Origin of the sequence: Delftia sp. UME58, assembly GCF_014170385.1 — a bacterium.
GTDB lineage: Bacteria > Pseudomonadota > Gammaproteobacteria > Burkholderiales > Burkholderiaceae_C > Comamonas > Comamonas acidovorans.
Window position 1 is genome coordinate 433,121 of sequence record NZ_LZZV01000052.1, and the last position, 19,927, is coordinate 453,047.

General features: G+C 68.3%; 18 protein-coding genes and 2 pseudogenes. 5 read left to right on the forward strand and 15 right to left on the reverse strand.

Annotation, left to right across the window (positions count from 1 at the left end; all coding sequences use genetic code 11):
• Positions 1-7 precede the first annotated feature (7 nt).
• The 8 genes from A9976_RS14995 to A9976_RS15030 all read right to left on the reverse strand — a co-directional run bounded on the left by A9976_RS14995 (position 8) and on the right by A9976_RS15030 (position 6,594).
• Entirely contained in the window at positions 8-829 is an 822-nt protein-coding gene (locus A9976_RS14995) for an ABC transporter ATP-binding protein (protein WP_232245710.1), read from the reverse strand.
• Positions 826-1,632, reverse strand: coding sequence for an ABC transporter ATP-binding protein (locus tag A9976_RS15000; RefSeq protein WP_183019672.1), 807 nt, complete (start codon positions 1,630-1,632; stop codon positions 826-828). The genes A9976_RS14995 and A9976_RS15000 overlap by 4 nt, the downstream gene beginning before the upstream one ends.
• 12 nt (positions 1,633-1,644) lie before the next feature.
• Positions 1,645-2,721 carry a branched-chain amino acid ABC transporter permease gene (locus A9976_RS15005; RefSeq protein WP_183019673.1) on the reverse strand — a complete coding sequence of 359 codons (1,077 nt, stop codon included), beginning with the start codon at positions 2,719-2,721 and terminating at the stop codon, positions 1,645-1,647.
• A 16-nt stretch (positions 2,722-2,737) separates the two neighbouring features.
• Positions 2,738-3,613, reverse strand: a complete 876-nt coding sequence (locus A9976_RS15010; protein ID WP_183019674.1) for a branched-chain amino acid ABC transporter permease — start codon at positions 3,611-3,613, stop codon at positions 2,738-2,740.
• A 247-nt stretch (positions 3,614-3,860) separates the two neighbouring features.
• Positions 3,861-4,052, reverse strand: a complete 192-nt coding sequence (locus A9976_RS15015) for a hypothetical protein (protein ID WP_183019675.1) — start codon at positions 4,050-4,052, stop codon at positions 3,861-3,863.
• Between the two features lie 3 nt (positions 4,053-4,055).
• Positions 4,056-4,871, reverse strand: coding sequence for an ABC transporter permease (locus A9976_RS15020; protein ID WP_183019676.1), 816 nt, complete (start codon positions 4,869-4,871; stop codon positions 4,056-4,058).
• Between the two features lie 5 nt (positions 4,872-4,876).
• Positions 4,877-5,728, reverse strand: coding sequence for an ABC transporter permease (locus tag A9976_RS15025; RefSeq protein WP_183019677.1), 852 nt, complete (start codon positions 5,726-5,728; stop codon positions 4,877-4,879).
• A gap of 5 nt (positions 5,729-5,733) precedes the next feature.
• Positions 5,734-6,594 carry an ATP-binding cassette domain-containing protein gene (locus tag A9976_RS15030; RefSeq protein ID WP_183019678.1) on the reverse strand — a complete coding sequence of 287 codons (861 nt, stop codon included), beginning with the start codon at positions 6,592-6,594 and terminating at the stop codon, positions 5,734-5,736.
• A 135-nt stretch (positions 6,595-6,729) separates the two neighbouring features.
• Here A9976_RS15030 and A9976_RS15035 point away from each other — a divergent pair, with 135 nt between their 5' ends.
• Entirely contained in the window at positions 6,730-8,514 is a 1,785-nt protein-coding gene (locus A9976_RS15035; protein WP_183019679.1) for a monovalent cation:proton antiporter-2 (CPA2) family protein, read from the forward strand.
• A 33-nt stretch (positions 8,515-8,547) separates the two neighbouring features.
• Here the strand turns inward: A9976_RS15035 and A9976_RS15040 are convergent, their stop codons facing one another.
• On the reverse strand, positions 8,548-8,937 hold the full coding sequence (locus A9976_RS15040) for a VOC family protein (RefSeq protein WP_183019680.1): 390 nt from the start codon (positions 8,935-8,937) through the stop codon (positions 8,548-8,550).
• Between the two features lie 382 nt (positions 8,938-9,319).
• Between A9976_RS15040 and A9976_RS31750 the strand changes: the two genes are divergently transcribed.
• Positions 9,320-10,975, forward strand: a complete 1,656-nt coding sequence (locus A9976_RS31750; protein ID WP_183019681.1) for a PQQ-binding-like beta-propeller repeat protein — start codon at positions 9,320-9,322, stop codon at positions 10,973-10,975.
• 162 nt (positions 10,976-11,137) lie between these two features.
• Here the strand turns inward: A9976_RS31750 and A9976_RS15050 are convergent, their stop codons facing one another.
• The 4 genes from A9976_RS15050 to A9976_RS15065 form a co-directional block, all read right to left on the reverse strand.
• Positions 11,138-11,491, reverse strand: coding sequence for an energy transducer TonB (locus A9976_RS15050; protein WP_183019682.1), 354 nt, complete (start codon positions 11,489-11,491; stop codon positions 11,138-11,140).
• Positions 11,492-11,547: 56 nt separating this feature from the next.
• Positions 11,548-13,902, reverse strand: coding sequence for a helicase C-terminal domain-containing protein (locus tag A9976_RS15055; protein WP_183019683.1), 2,355 nt, complete (start codon positions 13,900-13,902; stop codon positions 11,548-11,550).
• Positions 13,899-15,575 carry a VRR-NUC domain-containing protein gene (locus A9976_RS15060; RefSeq protein WP_183019684.1) on the reverse strand — a complete coding sequence of 559 codons (1,677 nt, stop codon included), beginning with the start codon at positions 15,573-15,575 and terminating at the stop codon, positions 13,899-13,901. Before A9976_RS15060 ends, A9976_RS15055 begins: the two co-directional genes overlap by 4 nt.
• A 109-nt stretch (positions 15,576-15,684) precedes the next feature.
• Positions 15,685-16,497: an SDR family NAD(P)-dependent oxidoreductase gene (locus A9976_RS15065; RefSeq protein ID WP_183019685.1), complete on the reverse strand. Its 813-nt coding sequence runs from the start codon at positions 16,495-16,497 to the stop codon at positions 15,685-15,687.
• Positions 16,498-16,647: 150 nt separating this feature from the next.
• Between A9976_RS15065 and A9976_RS15070 the strand changes: the two genes are divergently transcribed.
• Together A9976_RS15070 and A9976_RS15075 are read left to right on the forward strand one after the other, a co-directional pair.
• Positions 16,648-16,851 carry a type II toxin-antitoxin system VapB family antitoxin gene (locus A9976_RS15070; protein WP_016448366.1) on the forward strand — a complete coding sequence of 68 codons (204 nt, stop codon included), beginning with the start codon at positions 16,648-16,650 and terminating at the stop codon, positions 16,849-16,851.
• Positions 16,848-17,228, forward strand: a complete 381-nt coding sequence (locus A9976_RS15075; protein WP_183019686.1) for a type II toxin-antitoxin system VapC family toxin — start codon at positions 16,848-16,850, stop codon at positions 17,226-17,228. Before A9976_RS15070 ends, A9976_RS15075 begins: the two co-directional genes overlap by 4 nt.
• A 77-nt stretch (positions 17,229-17,305) precedes the next feature.
• Here the strand turns inward: A9976_RS15075 and A9976_RS15080 are convergent, their stop codons facing one another.
• Positions 17,306-18,058: a helix-turn-helix transcriptional regulator gene (locus A9976_RS15080; RefSeq protein WP_183019687.1), complete on the reverse strand. Its 753-nt coding sequence runs from the start codon at positions 18,056-18,058 to the stop codon at positions 17,306-17,308.
• Positions 18,059-18,413: 355 nt separating this feature from the next.
• On the opposite strand from A9976_RS15080, the pseudogene A9976_RS15085 reads away from it, so the two are divergent.
• A pseudogene (locus tag A9976_RS15085) lies at positions 18,414-19,664 on the forward strand (right-handed parallel beta-helix repeat-containing protein); the annotation flags it as partial.
• Positions 19,665-19,778: 114 nt separating this feature from the next.
• On the opposite strand, the pseudogene A9976_RS15090 reads toward A9976_RS15085, so the two are convergent.
• Positions 19,779-19,901 (reverse strand): annotated as a pseudogene (locus tag A9976_RS15090) (hypothetical protein); the annotation flags it as partial.
• Positions 19,902-19,927: the final 26 nt, after the last annotated feature.

Consider the following 19,927-nt stretch of genomic DNA (forward strand, 5'->3'; position numbering starts at 1 on the left):
CCCCCGGCTAGCGCCAGCTCTTGCGTTTTTTCCAGCGGCGCTCGCCGCGCACGCCGCCATCGCGCAGGCCCAGGTAGAACTCCTTGATGTCGTCCTTCTCGCGCAGGCGCTCGCAGCTGTCCTCCATCACGATGCGGCCGTTTTCCAGCACGAAGCCGTGGTCGGCCGCATTCAGCGCCATGCTGGCGTTCTGCTCCACCAGCAAGATGGTGGTGCCGCGTTCGCGGTTGATGCGCACCACGATCTCGAAGATCTCGCGCGTGAGCCGCGGCGACAGGCCCAGGCTGGGCTCGTCCAGCAGGATCATCTTCGGCGCGGCCATGATGGCGCGGCCGATGGCCAGCATCTGCTGCTGGCCGCCCGACAGCAGACCGGCCTGCTGGCGCAGGCGCTCGCGCAGCACCGGGAAATAGCCCAGCACCGTCTCCATGTCGCGCGCCACGCCATCGCGATCGCCGCGCGTGTAGGCCCCCATGAGCAGGTTGTCGTGTACGTTCAGCAGCGGGAAGACCTCGCGCCCCTCGGGAACATGGACCAGGCCCTGGCGCACGATGGCTGCCGGATCGCATGCCGTGACGTCCCGGCCCAGGAAGTGCACTTGCCCCTTGCGCGGATCGATGATGCCCGAGATGGTCTTGAGAATGGTGGTCTTGCCCGCGCCGTTGGAGCCCAGCACGGTGGCGATCTCGCCCTCGTGCACCTGCAGGCTGACGCCGCGTATCGCCTTGACCGGACCATAGGAAGACTCGATGTTCTGCAGGCCCAGCACGCAGGGCATGGCCTCGCGCCGAGACGCGGATTGAGCCAGGGGCATCGGCAGTGCACTCATGCGGCGCTCCTCCTGAGCGAGGCCACGTCGTCGGCCGTGCCCAGATAGGCCTCGGCCACTGCGGGATGGGACTGCACCTCGTGCGGCAGGCCCAGGGTCAGCACCTCGCCCTGGCTCATGGCCAGCACGCGGCTGCTCACGCGCGAGACCAGGGACATGTCGTGCTCCACCATCAGCACCGTCACGCCCAGCTCCTGCTGTATGTCCTGTATCCAGAAGGCCATGTCGTCGGTCTCCTCCACGTTCAGCCCCGAGGACGGCTCGTCCAGCAGCAGCAGGCGCGGGCTCGTGCACAGCGCACGCGCCAGCTCCACCACCTTGCGCACGCCATAGGGCAGGCCCGCCACCATCGCGTCGCGGTGGTGCTGCAGGTCAAGCAGTTCGATCACCTGCTCCACCTCGGCACGCGCGGCCACCTCGGCACGGCGCGTGGCCGGCGTGAACAGCAGGTCGCCCCACAGGCCGCTGCGCCGATGGCGGTGCCGCCCCACCAGCAGGTTCTGCAGCACGGTGGCATGCTCGAACAGCTCGATGTTCTGGAAGGTGCGTGCTATGCCCAGTGCCGCAATGCGGTGGGCTGCCATCCGCGTCAGCGGCTGGCCGTCGAAATGGATGCTGCCCGAGCCGGGCTCGTAGATGCGGCTGATCAGGTTGAACACCGTGGTCTTGCCCGCACCATTGGGGCCGATCAGCGTGAACACCTCGCCGCGCCGCACATCGAAGCTCACGCCGTTGACGGCGCGCACGCCGCCGAAGCGCACGCCCAGATCGCGCACCGACAGCAGGGGAGTGTCATGGTCCATGCCGCATCCCTCCTAGCGCAGGCGGTCCGATTTCTGGAAGGTCTTCTGCCGCCGGAACATGCCCTTGCGGTAGAACGGGAAGACCTGCAGATAGCTGCGGATCTTGAGCCAGCGCCCGTACATGCCTGCGGGCTCCAGCAGCACGAAGGCGATCAGCACCGCGCCGTAGATGAAGGACTTGAGCCCCGGCGCCTGGCCGATGGCCTCGGGCAGCAAATCCTTGACGGCAGCGATCCCCTGGGGCAGCGCGATGATGAACAGCGCGCCCAGAAAGGCCCCGTGGATGGACCCCAGTCCGCCGATGACCACCATCAGCAGCAGGTCTATGGACTGCACGATGTTGAACTGGTCGGGCGACAGAAAGCGGATCTGATGCGCATACAAGGCCCCGCCCACGCCCGCCAGCGCGGCCGAGAACGCGAAGGCCGTGGTCTTGTAGGCCGCCACATGGATGCCCATGCTGCGCGCAGATACTTCCGAATCGCGAATGGCCACGAAGGCGCGGCCTGTGGGGGAGCGCAGCAGGTTCAGGCAGGCCAGCGTGGCCAGCACCGCCACGGCCAGGCATACGAAGTAGAAGGACTCGGCCGTATCGGCCTTCCAGCCGAAGGCCTGCACCACGCCCACGGACTTGCCCGCGTTGCCGCCCGTCACGCTCTCCCAGCGCGCGAACACCTCCTCGACAATGAAGCCGAAGGCCAGCGTGGCAATGCCCAGGTAGATGCCCTTGACGCGCAGCGCGGGCAGCCCCACCACCACGCCCACGGCCGCCGCCAGTGCACCGCTGACGGCCAGGGCCAGCGGCGCCGGCCAGCCCAGCCCGGTGAAAAAGGCCTGCGCATAGGCCCCCACGCCGAAGAAGGCGGCCTGGCCCATGGAAAATAGGCCCGTGTAGCCGGCCAGCACCATCAGCCCCAGGCCCACCACCGCGTAGATCAGCACAAAGGTCAGCTGCGCCAGCAGGTATTCGGACAGCAGCGCGGGCGCGGCCAGCAGGGCCAGCACCAGCAGCCCGTACCAGAACGCCTGGCCGCCGTGGCGCACCAGCCGGATGTCCTGTGCGTAATCGGTCTTGAAGATGAAGCGCATTGCGTATGTGTTCCCTTCAGACCTTCTTGCGCAGCGCTTCGCCGAACAGGCCGTTGGGCATGACCACCAGCACCAGCAGCACCGCCACGTAGGCGGCAATGTCCTTGAAGCCCTCAGGCAGGTAAAAGCCCGACAGCGACTCCACCACGCCGATGACCAGCCCGCCCACGATGGCCCCCGGCACGCTGCCGAAACCGCCGATCACCGCCGCCGGAAAAGCCTTGAGCCCCACCAGGCCCATATTGGCGTACACGAAAGTGATCGGCGCCAGCAGCAGCCCTGCAATGGCGGCCACGGCCGCCGCCAGGCCCCAGACCAGGGTATTGAGCCGGCGCACGGGAATGCCCATGTAGTAGGCCGCCAACTGGTTCTGCGAGGCCGCCTGCATGGCGATGCCCAGCGTGCTGAACCGAAAGCCTGCATAGAGCACGGCGCACAGCACGCCGGTGGCCGCGATCACCACCAGGTGCTCGGCATTGAGCACCAGCCCCGCCACTTTCAGCGCCGTATCGCGGTAGGGCACGGCCAGGGCAAGCGTTTCCGTACCGATGGAGGGAAGCATGGTGATGGCGCCCCGGCACACATAGCCGATGCCGATGGTCAGCATCACCACCGAGAATGCCGGCTGCCCCAGGATGGGGCGGATCAGCGCCACCTCCAGCAGCAGGCCGCACAGCGCCATGGAGACCACGGCCAGCAGCGCCGCCGCCCAGAACGGCAGGCCCAGCACCGACATGAACAGAAAACCGGCAAAGGCGCCCAGCATCATCAGCTCGCCCTGGGCGAAGGTCACCGTCTCCGTGGCCTTGTAGATCAGCACGAAGCCCAGCGCGATCAGGCCGTAGATGCAGCCCTGCGCCACTCCGCTGATCAGCAACTGAAGCAACTGCACCCGCGCCTCCGTCCCCTGCACCGATGCGCGGCCATATGGCGCATCCCGGTGCCGCGATTGTGGGCAGTCAGGGCTTGCGGGCGCTTGCGGGAACCTGCTGCTTCATGGGGGAGGTTTCCCGCATCTTGCGACGGTTACCGGGTTGCCCCCGGGGCCTCATGCACGGCATCCGGACGGATGGCGGCCACCTTGAGCAAGGTTTTGGCGGCACCGGAGGGCTCGCGCCGCCCTTGCCCCCAGTCCTGGCTCATTCATCGGCATGGCCAAACTCCTTTGCAATCTGGCGCAGGACATGCGCCGGCATGTTCTCGGTGGCGCCCTTGCCGACCCGCACGCCGCCACTCTTGCCTTTGCCTACTGCTCCCCATCGCAGCTTGCGGCCCCCACCTGAGCCGGGGACGACGCTCCCAGCCTCCGGATTGCCGGCGACATGGGCCATGACTCAGCTGCCCGTGGATGCGTAGTGCCTGACCCCCAGCCTCCAGGCGCGGGACGACAGCCACAGGAAGGCAAAGCCCGCCAGCGGCGAGACCCAGCCCAGCCAGGCCGGTGCGCCCAGCGGGTCGGGCTTGCCCAGCACGGCCAGCGCCGGGTAGTAGGCCACGCAGGCCAGCGGCACGGCGAAGGTCAGCAGGCGGCGGAACCACTGCGCGTACAGGGCCAGGGGGTACTGGGCGGCCTCGACGCTGCCGTAGCTCAGCACATTGGCCGCTTCCAGGCTTTCCACGGTCCAGAACGACAGCGCGCCCTGCAGCACCAGGATGGCCAGGAACAGCGCCACGCCACCCGCCACGGCGAACAGCGCCACGGCCACGGCCTGGGGCGTCCACACCACGGCGCCCTGGGCCGTGGCAAAGACCAGCACCAGCAGGCCCTGCAGCAGGCGGCCCAGGCGGCTGATGCGCACGTCATGGCCCATGAGCTGCAGCCACACGGGGCGCGGGCGCAGCAGCAGGCGGTCGAAGGCGCCGGTGCGCAGGAACTGCGTGCCCAGCACGTCAAAGCCCCGGCCCAGCGCATCGGCCAGGGCGAACATGCAGTTCACCAGGCCATAGAACACGGCCACTTCGCCGATGCGCCAGCCCTGCACCTCGCCAAACCGGTGGAACAGCGCCCAGACGGCGATGACCTCGATGCCCGTGACCAGGAACTGGCCCAGGGTCAGCATCAGCGCCGAGGCCGGGTAGCGCGCCTGCCCGCCCAGCGAGGCCAGCGCCAGGCGCAGGAACATGGACAGCGATCCTTTTTCCCTGGCCATGGCGCTCACCCGCCCTGCACTTCGAGGCCGCGCATGGTGCGCGCCATGGCCGTGCGGCCCAGGGCCACGATCACGGCGATCCACAGGGCTTGCAGCGCCAGGCAGGCCAGCGTCTGCGCACCGGCCATCTGCCCGAAATAGATGCGCGCAGGAATGTCCATCACGCCCGCCAGCGGTTGCAGCAGCAGCGCGGTCTGCCAGGCGTCGGGCATCAGCGCCAGCGGCAGCAGGTTGCCCGACAGCACGATGACCACGGGCGCTGCCAGCGTGTTGATGCCTTTTTCATTGAGCGCAGCGGCGGCGGCAATGTTCAGCAGCATGACCAGTGCCGTGGACAGCAGCAGCGCCAGCAGCATGGAGGCGGCAAAGCCCAGGCCTGCGGCCCAGCCCGCCGGCGGCTGCCAGCCCCAGGCGCCCAGCCCCATCAGCGGCAGGGCCAGCCCTGCAAACGCCACCATCAGCGCCACGCGCGGCAGCACGCGCGCGGCGATCCAGCCGGCCGAGCGCACGAACCACAGCGCATAGGCATCCACGGGCCGCAGCCGGTCATAGGCGATGGCGCCCGTGCGCACGGCCAGGGCCACGTCGGGGTCGCCGCTCCAGGGCAGCAGCGCGAACAGGCCCTGCGCCACCCAGGTGTAGGTGATGGCGTGCTCCAGCGAAATCGGCGCGCCGGCCGATGCCGAGGCGCTGCCATAGAACGCCGCCAGCACCATGGTCTTGATGGCGCCCCACCAGCACTGCGTGGCAAAGCCCGCGTAGGCGGCCGTGCGGTACTGCAGCATCAGCAGGAAGCGCGAGGCGAAGGCGGCCTTGTAGGGGCGCAGCAGGTGTTGCAGGCGGTGGCGCGGTCCCATGGCGCTCAGACCTCCGAGGCACCATGCATGGCGTAGAAGCGGGCGATCACGGCCTCGATGGCCATGTCCTGACCCTCGCTCTCGCCCTCGCCCTCGACCGTGCCGTCGCGCTGCGCCGCCACGACCCGGGCCCGCAGCGCATCGACCGCGCAGTCGGCCAGCACGCGGCCATGGCCGATGACGATGACGCGCCGCGCCAGCGCCTCGATGTCGTGCATGTCGTGCGTGGTCAGCAGCACCGTGGTGCCGCGCTCGCGGTTGGCGCGCAGCACGAACTCGCGCACGGCCAGCTTGGAGGGCGCGTCCAGGCCGATGGTGGGCTCGTCCAGGAACAGGATCTCGGGCTCGTGCAGCAGGGCGGCGGCGATCTCGGCGCGCATGCGCTGGCCCAGGGACAGCTGGCGCACAGGCTGGTCCAGCAGCCGCTCCAGGTTCAGCATGGCCACCAGCTCGTCGCGGGTGCGCGCAAAGCGCAGCGGATCGACGCGGTACAGGTCGCGCAGCAGGTTGAAGCCGTCGCCCACAGGCAGGTCCCACCACAGCTGCGAGCGCTGGCCGAAGACCACGCCGATGCGGCCCACATGGCGCTGGCGGTCGGCGAAGGGGTCGCGCCCGTCCACCTCCACGCGCCCGCCATCGGGCCGCAGGATGCCCGACAGGATCTTGATGGTGGTGGACTTGCCCGCCCCGTTGGGCCCGATGAAGCCCAGCAGCTCGCCGCGCTGCAGCGCGAACGACACGCCCTGCAGCGCCTGCACCGTGCGGTGGCGCGGACGCACCAGCGCGCGCAGCGCGCCCATCACGCCGGGGTCGCGCTCATGGATGCGGTAGGTCTTGCGGAGGTCGTTGACGAGGATCTGGGGCATGGCGCTGGGCGCGGAGGTGGACGCAGAGGTGGGCGCAGAGGGGGCGCGATTCTACACAGGACCGGGCTTTGCTATCCTGCGCGCAAATTCGCGGATGCAAACCCGCCTTGCCGCACGCACAAAGGAATCGACAACATGGCAGCTGAAGGCAATGCAAGCCAGCTCGCAGGAATCGTCACGCTGCTGGGGGCCGCCGTGGTGGCCGTGCCGCTGTTCAAGCGGCTGGGCCTGGGCGCCGTGCTCGGCTACCTGGCCGCCGGGCTGGCCATAGGCCCCTACGGGCTGGGCCTGGTGACGGACGCGCAGACCATCTTGCACGTGGCCGAGCTGGGCGTGGTGATGTTCCTGTTCGTCATCGGGCTGGAGATGAAGCCTTCGCACCTGTGGGATTTGCGCGGCCAGATCTTCGGGCTGGGCAGCCTGCAGGTGGTGGTGTGCGCGCTGCTGCTCACGGGCGTGGGCATGGCCTTCGGCTTTCCGTGGCAGGTGGCCTTCGTCAGCGGCGCGGGCTTCGTGCTGACCTCCACGGCCATCGTCATGCAGGTGCTGGCCGAACGCGGCGACATCCTGGCGCTGCGCGGCCAGCGCATCGTCTCCATCCTGCTGTTCGAGGACCTGCTCATCGTGCCGCTGCTGGCCGCCGTGGCTTTTCTGGCACCCGCCGATGCGGCGCCCGTGGCGGCGTCGCCGCTGTGGCAGCGCGCAGGCCTGGCCCTGCTGTCGCTGGGCGCGCTGGTGGGCGCGGGCCTGTGGCTGCTGAACCCGCTGTTCGGCATCCTGGCCAGGGCCAAGGCGCGCGAGGTGATGACGGCCGCCGCCCTGCTGGTGGTGCTGGGCGCCGCTCTGCTGATGGAGATGGGCGGCCTGTCCATGGCCATGGGCGCCTTCGTGGCGGGCGTGCTGCTGTCCGAGTCCTCGTTCCGCCACCAGCTCGAAGCCGATGTGGAGCCATTCCGCGGCCTGCTGCTGGGCCTGTTCTTCCTGGGCGTGGGCATGGCGCTGAACCTGGAGGTGGTAGCGCTGAACTGGCGCATCGTGGGCATGGGCGTGGTGGCGCTGATGCTGGGCAAGGCGCTGTGCATCTACGCCGTGGCCCGCGTGGCGCGCAGCAGCCATGCCGATGCGCTGGACCGCGCCATCCTCATGGCCCAGGGCGGGGAGTTCGCCTTCGTGCTGTTTGCCGAGGCGCTCAAGCTCGGCGTGCTCGACGCCGAGGTGCATGCCAACATGACGGCCATCGTCGTGCTGTCCATGGCCATCACGCCGCTGGTGGTGGTGCTGCACAAGCGCCTGGCCGGCGCCCAGGCCGTGTCGCTGGACGGCGTGGAGGCGCCGCAGGACCTGCGCGGCAACGTGCTGGTCATCGGCTTCGGCCGCGTGGGCCAGATCGCCAGCCAGGGGCCGCTGGCGCATGGCGCCAAGCTGTCCATCATCGACAACGACCCCGACGTGATCCGCAACGCCGAGCCCTACGGCTTCAAGGTCTATTTCGGCGACGGCGCGCGCGCCGACATCCTGCATGCTGCCGGCGCCAGCCACGCCAGCGCCATCCTGGTCTGCGTGGACAGCAAGGCCGCCGCCACGCGCATCGTGGAGAACGTGCGCCACGAATGCCCGCATGCCCGCCTCATCGTGCGCGCCTATGACCGCGAGCACGCGCTGGAGCTGATCCAGAAGGACGCCGACCATGTCGTGCGCGAGAGCTTCGAGTCCGCCCTGCTCATGGGCCGCCATGCCGTGCTGGCACTGGGCGCCACCGAGGACGAGGCCCAGACGCTGGAGGCCGAAGTGCGCGGCCGCGATACCGAGCGCTTTGCACTGGAGACCGCCGGCGGCAACTTTGCGGGCCGCGCCCTGCTGCTGGGCAATATCGAGCGCATCGATCCGCCCCGGCACGACAAGCCCACCGCCAGGGACTGAGCGCGCAAGGGCTGCAAGGGCCGCAGGCCCCGCTCAATGCCGCTGGTTGATCTGTATGAGATTGCCGCAGGTGTCGTCGAACACGGCAATCGTGACCGGCCCCAGATGCGTCGGCGGCTTGGTGAAGCGCACGCCGGCCGCGCTCAGGCGCTCGTACTCGGCCTGCACGTTGTCCACGCCGAAGAAGGTGGCCGGCACGCCGTCGGCATGCAGGGCGGTCTTGAACGGCCTGGCGGCCGGGTGCATGTCGGGCTCCAGCAGCAGCTCCACGCCATCGGCATCGCCGGGCGATGTCAGGGTGAGCCAGCGCGCGTCGCCGCCCATGGGAATGTCGTGCTTGAGGACGAAGCCGAGCACATCGCGGTAGAAGGCCAGGGCCTTGTCCTGGTCGTCGACGAGCACGCTGGTGATGACGATCTTCATGGAATGCTCCTTGTGTCGCGCGCGGGGCGACCGGCGGGGACCATGGTAGCGGGCCGGCCTTTCATCGTGCTGAGTGCTGCAGCAGCACCAGCCCGTCCCCGCGCAAGCAAAGAGGGCCGCCGGAGCGTGGACGTCAGTCAATCGTTGCTCCCGACAGCTTGACCCGCTTCTGGTCCTCGACCAGCCTGGACTGAAAGCAGGCCGGCGCCAACCGCCAATCAACGACGCGATGCCCAGCGCCGGCCTGGGCGCCTGGGGCAGTCTGGAGGGAGGCCACTCGGCAGTATCGAGGCACAATCGCGGCTTTGCGCCATGACCATGTTTTCCCCCCCAAAAGCAGCGACCTAGGGACGACTTGGCGTGGACACCGAAGGCAAATGAAATGAAAAATGCAACAGGTATCTTGATTGCCCTGATTCTGACGGCTTGTGGAGGCGGAGGCGGAGGCGGCACCGAGAATCCACCTCCCGTGGTCAATCCAAACCCCGAGCCCGGCAATGGCGGCAATGGCACGCTGACATTCGACCCTCCCCGGCTGGAGGCTACCGTCATGCAGGCAGAGTCGCTGACGCTGCAAGTCGTCGGCACCGCCTCCTCCAGCATCCAGGAACAATTGAATCTGCGGCTGGAAGTCACGGCTGACTTCTCTCCCGAAGTGGCGTTGGAGCAGTTGGGCGCCCGCCAGTATCGGGCCCGACTCAAGATATCCGAGAGCGCCGCCAGCGGCACGCGCTCCGGCTTCATCAACGTATCCCTGTGCCGCGATGCCCCCGCCGTCTGCGCTTCACCCTATCCAGGATCGCCCTGGAAACTGCCCTACCAACTCAACATCATCTCGACTGCAGATAATCTGAAGCCGCTGAGCAAGCTCGATGGCGCCTCGACCTGGTCCAATTTCCAGGGCAATGCGGGGCACACAGGCTATGTCGCGACGAGCAAGTGGCTTGATCCCGCGAACTTCAGCCTGCGCTGGATGCGGTCCAAGTCCACGGGAGCTGATGGCTCCAGCAGTGAAATGCTGACCACCGGTTCGCACGTGGTCTTCAACGGCGGCTCAGGCGCTGACCAGGCCATCGTGGCGCTGAACGAGGCCGACGGCAACGTCGCCTGGATACGGCCTCTGCCCTTTTTCGGTAATCCGGTGCTTGTCGCCGGCCATGTCGTGTCCCAGGTGCGGTCGTTCCAATCGTCACTGAAGACTCTGGATGCCGCTACCGGAGCCATCGTGGCAGAGGAAAAGCCGGTGACAACCGGCCGTGAATCCAGCCTCTGGCTTACCGGAGATGCCGATTCCGTCTATGTTGGCGAGCAGCAGCGCCGTGTGGATGCCGCGACCGCCACGGTGCGCTGGATGGAGCCTGAGCTTCCCATCTTCTATCAAGGCGAGCGCGTGGACGCCGTCGATGCCCAGCATGTCTATTCGATGCAGAAAAATGTCTCGGCTCAAGCGGAAGCCAGCTTGGTGATCAAGCGGCGCGAGGACGGCGGTCGGGCCATCGTGCTGGACGATCCCCAGAACATCCCGTACGCCTTCACGGAGAAAGCCCCCAGCACCACGGTGCTGGATGGCGCTGACCGGGTGCTCGCCGCGCGCTACGGCTACAGCGAAATCACGATCAGCAGCTTTTCCCTCTCACAGAAAAAGCGCCTGTGGACCATGAAGAAGAACTTCCTCAGCGTCCCGATCGTGGCCAACGGAGTGGTTTATCTGGTCTTCGATCCGTTCAGATCAGGCGAGCCAAGGCAATTGCACGCCTATGCGGGCGATAGCGGAGCTCTGCTGTGGTCCATGCCGCTGACGGGCGACAACAATCCCATCAACATCAACGGCCTCACCTACCAAGTCGTTGCCGTCAACAACCTGATTTTCATATCCAATCTGTCAGCCGAAAAGGGCAACTACACCCACGCAGTGGACCCAGCGACCCGCAAGATAGTCTGGCAGTTGCCGGCCAGCGGACGCTTGGCCGTATCCGACAACGGCCTGCTCTACATCGCCAGACCCAACAAGAGCCTGCTGGCCATCAATCTGCAGTGAGGCGAGGGCGAAGCTACAGCGTCGACCAGGCGGACGCTGCAGGGAGCAAAGCGGTGGGCCATGCAGTGAATGCCCGGGAAACGACAACCCCTGTTGAGGCTTGCACCCTCTACAACATCGGCCCCCGCATGGCGCAGACCCGGCACACGCTTGGCAGGCCCGCTATTTCAGCAGGAAGGTGACGGGCACGCGCGTCCACATGCTGTCCGGCACGCCGTCGCGCGTGCCGGGGACAAAGCGCCACGTCCGCACGGCGTCCAGCGCCTCCTGGTCGAGCAGAGGATAGCCGCTGCTGTCTGCCACATCCACGGCCAGTGCCTTTCCGCTGGCGCCCACCAGAACCCGCAGCACCACCTTGCCTTCCTGCTCCAGCCGCCTGGCTTCCTTGGGATAGGCCGGCATCTTGTTCTCGCTGGCCTGCCTGTCAGGCACAGGCTGCACCACGCCTGCCGCAGCCGGGCCGCCGGCCAGCAGGCCCAGGGTCAATGCAAGGAGGGCGCAGCGCATGCGGGACATTCGGAAGGCTCCTGGATGGGGGCGGGATGTCAGTCGTGGACTGGTGCGGGCCCGGATCATCGCATGCCCTCCACCCGCCACCAGCGCGGCAGCAGCGCCTGCACCTCGCCGCGCCGATAGCGGTCGTCAATGAGAAAGACCACGCCGCGGTCGTGCTCGCTGCGGATGACGCGGCCCGCAGCCTGGACCACCTTGCGCAGGCCCGGGTAGAGGTAGCTGTAGTCATAGCCCTTGTCCGCGCCGAACTGGCGGTCCATGGCGCGCTTCATCTCTTCGTTGACGGGATTGACCTGGGGCAGGCCCAGCGTGGCCACGAAGGCGCCGATCAGGCGCTCGCCGGGCAGGTCCACGCCTTCGGAGAACGCGCCGCCCAGCACGGCGAAGCCCACGCCCTGCCCGGCCTCGGTGAAGCGGGCCAGGAAGGCCGCGCGGCCCTCCTCGTCCATGGACGGGGTCTGCAGCCAGACGGGCAGATCGGGATGGGCGCGCTGCAGGCATTCGGCCACGCGCTGCAGGTAGTCGAAGCTGCTGAAAAAGCACAGGTAGTTGCCGGGCCGGCGCGCGTACTGCGCGGCCACGAGGTCGGCGATGGGCCGCAGCGAGCGGTCGCGGTCCCGGTAGCGCGTGGAGATGTGGCCGGCCACCTGCACATCGAGCTGGTCGGCCTGGAAGGGCGAGTCGGCCTCCAGCCAGTGCGTGGCTTCGGGCAGGCCCAGGATGTCGCGGTAGAAATGCGGCGGGCTCAGCGTGCCCGAGAACAGCACCGAGGCATGCGCCGCCGCATGGCGCGCCGCCAGGTGGGGCGCGGGCACCACGCAGCGTATGCACAGCGTGGAAGCCGGCGCGCGACGGAAGCCTGAGCGCCCGGGCAGCAGATGGACATCGAACAGCGCATGGCCGCCGAACTGCTCGGCCAGCGCCATGAACTGCAGCGCCTCCCAGTAGAAATCCAGCACCGGGTCGCCGGGCAGCATGGGGCTGTCGGCATTGGCGTCGGCGATGGCGGCCACGGCGCGCTGCACGGCGCCCAGCAGGCCTGCGGGCACTTCCTCATGGGCCTGGTAGCTGGCGGTCTGTTCCCTGTTCAGCGCACTCCAGCTGCGGCCGAGCCGGTCCAGTGCCTTGCGCACCGCTCCGGTGGCCGCCTTGCGGGCCGCGGCCAGGGCGAGCTGCGACAGCTCGGCCGTGTACATGCGGCGCGCGCGCTCCAGCAGGTTGTGGGCCTCGTCCACCAGCACGCCCACCTTCCATTGCTGGGCCTGGGTGAGCGCGAACAGCATGGCGGCGCTGTCGTAGAAGTAGTGGTAGTCGGCCACGACCACGTCGCTCCAGCGCACCAGTTCCTGGGCCAGGTAGTAGGGGCAGATCTCGTGCGCCAGGGCGACGGCGCGCACGGCGGGCGGGTCCCAGGGGGCCTGCTGCAGCGCGGCGGCGCGCGCGGCGGGCAGCCGGTCGAAGAAGCCGCGCGCCAGCGGGCAGGAGTCGCCGTGGCAGGCCTTGCCGGGGTGCTCGCAGGCCTTGTCGCGCGCCAGGATGGCGAGCACGCGCAGCCTTGCGGGTGGCGCGGGTGGCGAGGGCGGAGGTTGTGGCGCAGCCGGTTCCTGCGGCGGTGTCTGGTGCTGCTCGGCAATCTGCCGGTTCACGCTGGCCAGCGCCTGCAGTGCCAGAGCGTGGCCCGTGCCCTTGGCCGTCAGGAAGAACAGGCGGTCCAGGCCCTGGTCCGGCATGGCCTTGAGCATGGGGAAGATGGTGCCCAGCGTCTTGCCGATGCCCGTGGGCGCCTGCGCCATCAGGCACTGGCCGCCCTGCTGCGCGCGCGCCACGCGGTAGACGGCCACGGCCAGCTCGCGCTGGCCCGCGCGAAAGCCCTGCATGGGAAAGCGCAGCGCGGCCAGCGCCGCCTCGCGCGCCGCGCGGTGGGCGGCCTCGCTGCGCGCCCAGTCCAGGAACAGCGCGCACTGCTGCTCGAAGAAGGCGCGCAGCGTGGCCGCGTCTTCCTCCTGCACCAGCACGGTTTCCTCCGAGTTGCCCACGTTGAAATACACCAGGGCCACGCGCAGCCGCTGCAGGCCGCGCGCCTGGCACAGCAGATGGGCGTAGATGCGCGCCTGGGCCCAGTGCAGTGCCCGGTGGTGGGCGCGCACGCCCTCGATCTGGCCACGGTAGGTCTTGATTTCCTCCAGCTGGCCGGCCTGGGCATCGAAGCCGTCGGCACGGCCGCGCACGCGCAGGTCGCGGTATTCACCGGCAAGGCTGATCTCGGTCTCGTAGTCCTTGCCCCTGCGCGATTGCACCAGGCTGTGGCCGGCCATGCCCTCCAGCGCGCTGGGCGCGGGCGTGAAGCGCAGGTCCAGGTCGCCCGCGCGCGCCGTGAACTCGCACAGCGCGCGCACGGCCACGGTGTAGCTCACGCGGCCTCTCCCAGCGGCTGGCCGCGCCACTGCACATGGCACACGCGCACGGGAATGCCGTGCTCGGCGCAGTACTGCAGCCAGCGGATCTGGTTGTCCTGCAGCTTGTCTCCGGGGGCCTTGGCCTCGACCAGTTCGTAGCGGCGCTCGGCTGGCCAGAAGCGCACCAGATCGGGCAAGCCCGTGCGGTTGGCCTGCACGTCGCGCAGCAACCGCGCAAAGAACAGCTTGAGGTGGGCGGCCGGAATGCAGTCCAGGGCCAGCTCCAGCAGCGGCGCGCTCAGCGTGCCCCAGAACACGAAGGGCGACTGCAGGCCCTGCTTGTCGGCATGGCGCTGCACGATGACCTCGCGCCAGCTGCCATCGTCCAGATGCGCCAGACATTCCTCGAACAATGCTGCGCGGCGCTGCGCGAAGTCGGGCGCGGACAGGTCGGCCGGGCCGCTCTGGAACGGGTGGAAGAAGGCGCCCGGCAGCGGCGCGAAGATGGCCGGCCAGCACAGCAGGCCGAACAGGGAGTTGATGAGCGCGTTCTCCACGTAGAACACGGGCGCATCCTCGCTGTGCCAATGGTCGCGCAGCACGTATTCGACCGATGCGGGCCGCGCCGGCAGCTCCAGCTCCACGTCCATGCGCATCTGCGCCACCACGGGCGCCAGCGCCGCCGCACGCCCGCGCGCGCCCTGCCCCAGGCTGCGGCGCAGGCGCGGCAGCATGCGCGCCACGCGCTGCAGTTCCTCGTCGCTTTCGGGCTGGGCCTGGGCGGCCTGGGCCAGCGCCATGGCATCGGCAAAGCGCTCCATGCGCTCGTACACGCGCATGCGCCGGTGGCGCGCGCCGGGGTAGCGGCTTTGCGCATAGGCCTGCTCGGCACGCTCCCAGTCCTGCATGCGCTCGCAGGCCTGGCCTATGCGCAGCAGCACCTTGGCACGGCGCTGCTCCAGCCAGGCATTGCCGCTGGCGCAGCCGGCCAGCTGCTGCAGCAGCGCATCGATCTCCACGCCCTCATCCAGCGCCGCGCGGCAGGCCTGCAGGGCCAGGTAGCCATCGACGTCGCTGCGCGACTGGAACGCGCGCGAGGCGGCGTCAAAGGCCACGGCCTCGTAGCGGAACACGCCCAGGTCGGCCAGCACGAATTCCGACCAGTCCTGGTAGAGGTTGCCGAAGAACATCAGTCGAAAGCGCTCGCACAGCGCACCCACCATTACGCGCCAGGCGGCCTGGCCGGCTCCGACGCCCCGGGGCTGCCATTGCGCATAGGGCCTGGGCGCCTCATGCAGGGGCTGCAGGGCCTGCAACAGCTCGGCCTTGCGAAGGCCCGCGTGAACGGGTTCGCCTGCGAACAGCTGCAGCAGCTCGGGCTTGGTGTGCAGCGCAAACAGCTCCTCCAGCGCCATGGGGTGGCCCGCGTCCAGCCAGCCCAGCTCCAGCAGGGGCGCGGCCGCGTCGGCAATGGCGGGAATCTCTTCGTACACCAGCTTGCCGGCCCGAAACCAGGGCCCGCGCCTCATCAGCAAACGCACCATCAGCGCCCGCGAGGGCTGGGGCAATTGCGTGAAACGGGTGAGGAATTCCTGCTCGGGCGCGTCCAGCAGATCGCCGTAACGCTGGCCGATCCAGTCCAGCGCGCGCTGGAAGTTGTGCAGGTAGTAGAAACGGTGGGGAGGGAGCATGGGCCTGGCAGATCGGGCAGCCAGGCCGCTCGAAAACTGTATCTTTATACAGTCATCATATCAAACCCGGTAGTGCTCACTTCGCACAACGGACTTGCCCCGGGCAGGCTCATCCGGCCAGGAAGCCGCCATCGGTCGCCAGGCAGTGCCCGACCACAAAGGTCGCCTCGTCCGACATCAGCCAGACGACGGCCGTGGCCACCTCCTGCGGATGGCCCATGCGCCGCAGCGGCAGGCTCGCCGCCACGGCATGCATGTCGGCAATGCCCGAGCCCAGCATCATGTCCGTGACCACGCGGCCAGGGGCAACGGCATTGATGCGGATGCCACGCGGCGCGTACTCCATGGCGGCGGCGCGGGTCAGCGACAGGGCAGCAGCCTTGGAGGCGCCGTACAGCGACAGGCCCGGGTTGGGATTGCGTATGCCGCTGACGCTGGTGTTGTTCACGATGGTGCCGCCGCCCGTTGCCAGCATGGCCGCCAGTTCATGGCGCATGGCGTGGAAGACCGCACGCACATTCGTATCGAAGACCTGGGAAAAGACCGCGTCATCCTGCTCGGCCAGCGCGGCGCGCCGCTCCTGGAAGCCCGCATTGTTGAAGGCCGCGTCCAGCCGCCCGAAGCGCGCCACGGCCTGCTCCACCACCGCCGCCATGTCCTCCTGCCGCGTTGCATCGCAGGCCAGGAAAAGGCCGTCTGCCCCTCGCTGCCGGACTTCCTGCTCCAGCTCCAGGCCCAGCTCACGGCGGCGCCCCGTGACCACCACGGCGGCGGCGCCCTCCTCGGCCATGCGCAGGGCGGTGGCCCGGCCTATGCCGCTGGTGGCGCCCACCACCAGGCAGACACGCCCCCGAAGTCGCCCCGATGGTGCAAGGGCCGGCAGGGGGCCGGCCAGTTCCAACTGACGCTGCTGCATGTCCATGGCGATGTTCCTTCGCAATTTGGTTGCATGATACAACCAATAGATTAAAAACACCATGCGGGCAAAGCCGGCGCCATCCCGCGCGGCTCACTTGCAGGGATGCGCCATTGGATGCAAACTTGCTTCAACATTGATGCAATGAGGTCTGCCATGAGAACCACGGTCACCATCGACGACGCCTTGTACGAGGAAGCGCTGGAGCTGGCGGAGCCAGAAATGGACAAGGCCGACCTGTTTCGCGAAGCCATCAAGACTTTCGTGAGAGTGCAGGCGGCCAAGCGTCTGGCCGCGCTGGGAGGCTCCGCACCGGACATGCGGGAGATTCCCCGTCGCCCACAGGGCATCGAGCCATGAATCCCGTTCTGGTCGATACCTCGGTCTGGATCGATCACTTCAGGCAGGGCAATCCTCACCTGGCGCAGTTGCTGCAGCAAGACATGGCGCTCATGCATCCCCTGGTGCTGGGTGAACTGGCTTGCGGCACGCCACCGGCACGCGCACGCACGCTCGCGGACCTTCAGCGGCTCAAGCCTGCCCGACAGGCCAGCATGCGCGAAGTGCTGGCCTTGATAGAGCGCGAGCAACTCTTTGGTCTGGGCTGCGGTCTGGTGGACATCACGCTCCTGGCCTCGGCACTCATATCTTCAGGTGCCAGCCTGTGGTCGCGGGACAAGCGCCTGCACGCGCTGGCCCAGCGGTTTGGCATTGCCTACCGGAGCGTCTTGCCGTAGGGCCGGTTTCCCTGCTTCTCGAAGAGCTGGCCCCGCGCACGGCGCTCGCGCGGGTTCGCACAAGCGCGCGACACGCGCTAGAAATCCGGCCTGCGCATCCTCGACAAGGCGTCATGCCGATTGATAGCTCCCAGCTTGCGGTAGATGTTTTCCAGGTGCCGCTTCACCGTGCCTGCACGCAACTCCAGCATGGTGGCGATTTCTGCGTTGGTGTTGCCGTTGGCGACCCATTGCAGCACTTCACGTTCGCGCGGGCTCAGCACGTCGGCAGCCGGCGAGCACGGTGAGAGCGCCTGCCATGCCGCCTGGCTGATCCGCTGCTGCCGGCTCAGACGCCGCCACTGCGCCTGCGCATGCGGCCCCAGCAAGGTCAGCGCCATGCGCTCCGCAGCCGTGTAGCCGCGCGATGCGCGTGTGACATTGAGGGTCAGCATCGCGCCGTGGCCCAGGTCCACGTCCAGCGCAAGTCCGTCCTGCTGACCCACCTGGGAGTAGGCCTGGGCATAGAGCGCCGTCCGTTGCCATTGCCCGCGAGTCAGCAGGTCGGAAATGCTGGCGGCCTGCGTCTGGCGCTGCCGATACAAGGGGTTGTCGGCCAGATACCGGTGCACCGCAGCGTTGACTTCGGAGGAAATGGCCCGCACCGGATCGTAGGCCGTGTAGCCGCGGACTTCTGCAATGCCGGAGAAATCCACCACCCGTATGTCACCCGGCACCACCAGGCGCAGCGCGTGCAGCAAATGCGTGGCCAGCGCGTGCAGATCGGGCGCGCCGTGCACCGCGAGGATGGCCTGATTGAGTTGCCCCAGTTGCTGCGTTGACAGGGTCATGTCGCGAAATCCAATGGCGTGCTCGAAGTGCTGGCGATAGGTGGGCCGGCCGGGCCCGCATTTTCAGGCCTGCGATGTGCCGCCGGCACATTTTCACGATCTTCGCAGAAAGCTAAGGTCACGCGGTCCGCAATAGCAGCGCGCGGGTCTGCCCGGGACACGCAGCGCAACGGGAGGAACCGTGCACGCTTTTCTTCACAGACCCCTTCGGCGCCTCTGGCACCTGGCAGTGCCTGGCGCGCTGTGCAGCCTGCTGGCACTCAATGGCCAGGCCGCGACCATCGTCGTCAATACCACGGACAACACGCCCGGTGCAGCGGACTGCAGCCTGCGTGAGGCATTGACCAGTGCCCAGATGGATGACGGCAGCTGGGGCAACGGCGCATGCGTATCGGGCAATGGCGCGGACACCATCGTGTTCGACCCGGCCGTCTTTCCCGCTGGCAGCCTCACCGCCATTGCATTGGCAGGCAACCCCATCGACCTCAGCTTCACCACCTCGGACATCACGATCGACGGGGACCAGCGCGTGGTCCTCGATGCGGGCAACGCCTCCCGCCTGGTGTCGGCCCAGGGCAGCGGTGTCCAGCTTACGCTGCGCGGCCTGACACTGCGCGGCGGGCAGACCGCCGCCGGTGAAGACGGCGGCGCCATCTACCTGGACAACGGCGTCACCTTGCGCCTGGAACGCAGCGTGGTGCAGGACAGCACGGCCGGCATCAACGGCGGGGGACTGTACAGCCGCGACAGCACGGTGACCATCGTGGACAGTGTGTTCAGCGGCAACCAGGCAGGGGGACAGGGCGGAGCCATCTACGGCACGGGCAGCGGCTCGCTGACGGTGGAGCGCAGCCGCCTGTCCGGCAACACGGCCCGGACGCTGGGAGGGGGCCTGCGCAGCGGGGTGCCGACCACCATGACCGACAGCACCGTCACCGGCAACGCGCTGGCGTCTCCGGGTTCGGGTGCCGGCGTCTCGTTCACGCTCAACCGCCCCCGCACACTCCAAGGCAACCAGATCACGAACAACGCGCCCGGCAACAACTGTGGCGGCGAAACGTTCACGGGGACGGGCAACCGCTACTGGCCGGCCAGCGATACCAGTTGCCCGGCGGCGGCAGGAGCCATTGCCAAAGCGCCTCAGGCCATCACCTTCACCACGGCACCGCCGGCCGGCGCGCGGGTGGGGGATACCTATGACGTGGCCGCCGTCGGAGGCGCCTCGGGAAACCCCGTCACGTTCGCCGTGGATGCCTTGACCGCGACGATCTGCAGCGCCTCCGGCAGCACCATCCGCTTCCAGGCCGCAGGGACATGCACGATCAACGCCAGCCAGCTCGGCGATGCGGACCATGAAGCGGCTCCCCAGGCGATGCAGATGGCGGCGGTGGGTCAAGGCCCCTCCCGTGTCACGCTGACCTCCAGCGCCAATCCCTCGCGTTCCGGACAGTCGCTGTCCTTCACCGTGGTGGTCGCACCCGATGTCTCCCCGGGTGCTGCCGCCGTTCCCACGGGAACGGTCGAAATCATGGCTGGCGGCCTGTCGCTGGGCACGGCGGGCTTGTCCAATGCCAGGGCCATCCTCGCCTCCACCCAACTGACGGTGGCCGGCCCGCATGCCATCGTTGCCCGGTACGGCGGCGATGGGAACTATCTCGCCGCGATCGCCGCCGTACCGGGCAACGATGGCATGCGGGCCGGCCACCGTCAGTTGGGTGGAGGCGAGGATGGCCCTGGCATTGGACAAGCCCGCCGTGCCCAGCGACAGGCCGCCAGCCATGATTTCGACCGTTCCCGTGGGAACGGCGGCAGCACCCGGGGAGACATCGGGTGCGACCACCACGGTGAAGGACAGCGACTGTCCGGAAC

Excerpts from the sequence above, each read along its gene's own strand:
- A9976_RS15080 (WP_183019687.1), bottom strand. The coding sequence starts at position 18,058 with ATGACCCTGTCAACGCAGCAACTGGGGCAACTCAATCAGGCCATCCTC.
- A9976_RS15070 (WP_016448366.1), top strand. The coding sequence starts at position 16,648 with ATGAGAACCACGGTCACCATCGACGACGCCTTGTACGAGGAAGCGCTG.
- A9976_RS15050 (WP_183019682.1), bottom strand. The coding sequence starts at position 11,491 with ATGTCCCGCATGCGCTGCGCCCTCCTTGCATTGACCCTGGGCCTGCTG.
- A9976_RS15000 (WP_183019672.1), bottom strand. The coding sequence starts at position 1,632 with ATGGACCATGACACTCCCCTGCTGTCGGTGCGCGATCTGGGCGTGCGC.
- A9976_RS15025 (WP_183019677.1), bottom strand. The coding sequence starts at position 5,728 with ATGGGACCGCGCCACCGCCTGCAACACCTGCTGCGCCCCTACAAGGCC.
- A9976_RS15075 (WP_183019686.1), top strand. The coding sequence starts at position 16,848 with ATGAATCCCGTTCTGGTCGATACCTCGGTCTGGATCGATCACTTCAGG.
- A9976_RS15060 (WP_183019684.1), bottom strand. The coding sequence starts at position 15,575 with ATGCTCCCTCCCCACCGTTTCTACTACCTGCACAACTTCCAGCGCGCG.
- A9976_RS15015 (WP_183019675.1), bottom strand. The coding sequence starts at position 4,052 with ATGGCCCATGTCGCCGGCAATCCGGAGGCTGGGAGCGTCGTCCCCGGC.
- A9976_RS15040 (WP_183019680.1), bottom strand. The coding sequence starts at position 8,937 with ATGAAGATCGTCATCACCAGCGTGCTCGTCGACGACCAGGACAAGGCC.
- A9976_RS15020 (WP_183019676.1), bottom strand. The coding sequence starts at position 4,871 with ATGGCCAGGGAAAAAGGATCGCTGTCCATGTTCCTGCGCCTGGCGCTG.
- A9976_RS15005 (WP_183019673.1), bottom strand. The coding sequence starts at position 2,721 with ATGCGCTTCATCTTCAAGACCGATTACGCACAGGACATCCGGCTGGTG.
- A9976_RS15065 (WP_183019685.1), bottom strand. The coding sequence starts at position 16,497 with ATGGACATGCAGCAGCGTCAGTTGGAACTGGCCGGCCCCCTGCCGGCC.
- A9976_RS31750 (WP_183019681.1), top strand. The coding sequence starts at position 9,320 with ATGAAAAATGCAACAGGTATCTTGATTGCCCTGATTCTGACGGCTTGT.
- A9976_RS15035 (WP_183019679.1), top strand. The coding sequence starts at position 6,730 with ATGGCAGCTGAAGGCAATGCAAGCCAGCTCGCAGGAATCGTCACGCTG.
- A9976_RS14995 (WP_232245710.1), bottom strand. The coding sequence starts at position 829 with ATGAGTGCACTGCCGATGCCCCTGGCTCAATCCGCGTCTCGGCGCGAG.
- A9976_RS15030 (WP_183019678.1), bottom strand. The coding sequence starts at position 6,594 with ATGCCCCAGATCCTCGTCAACGACCTCCGCAAGACCTACCGCATCCAT.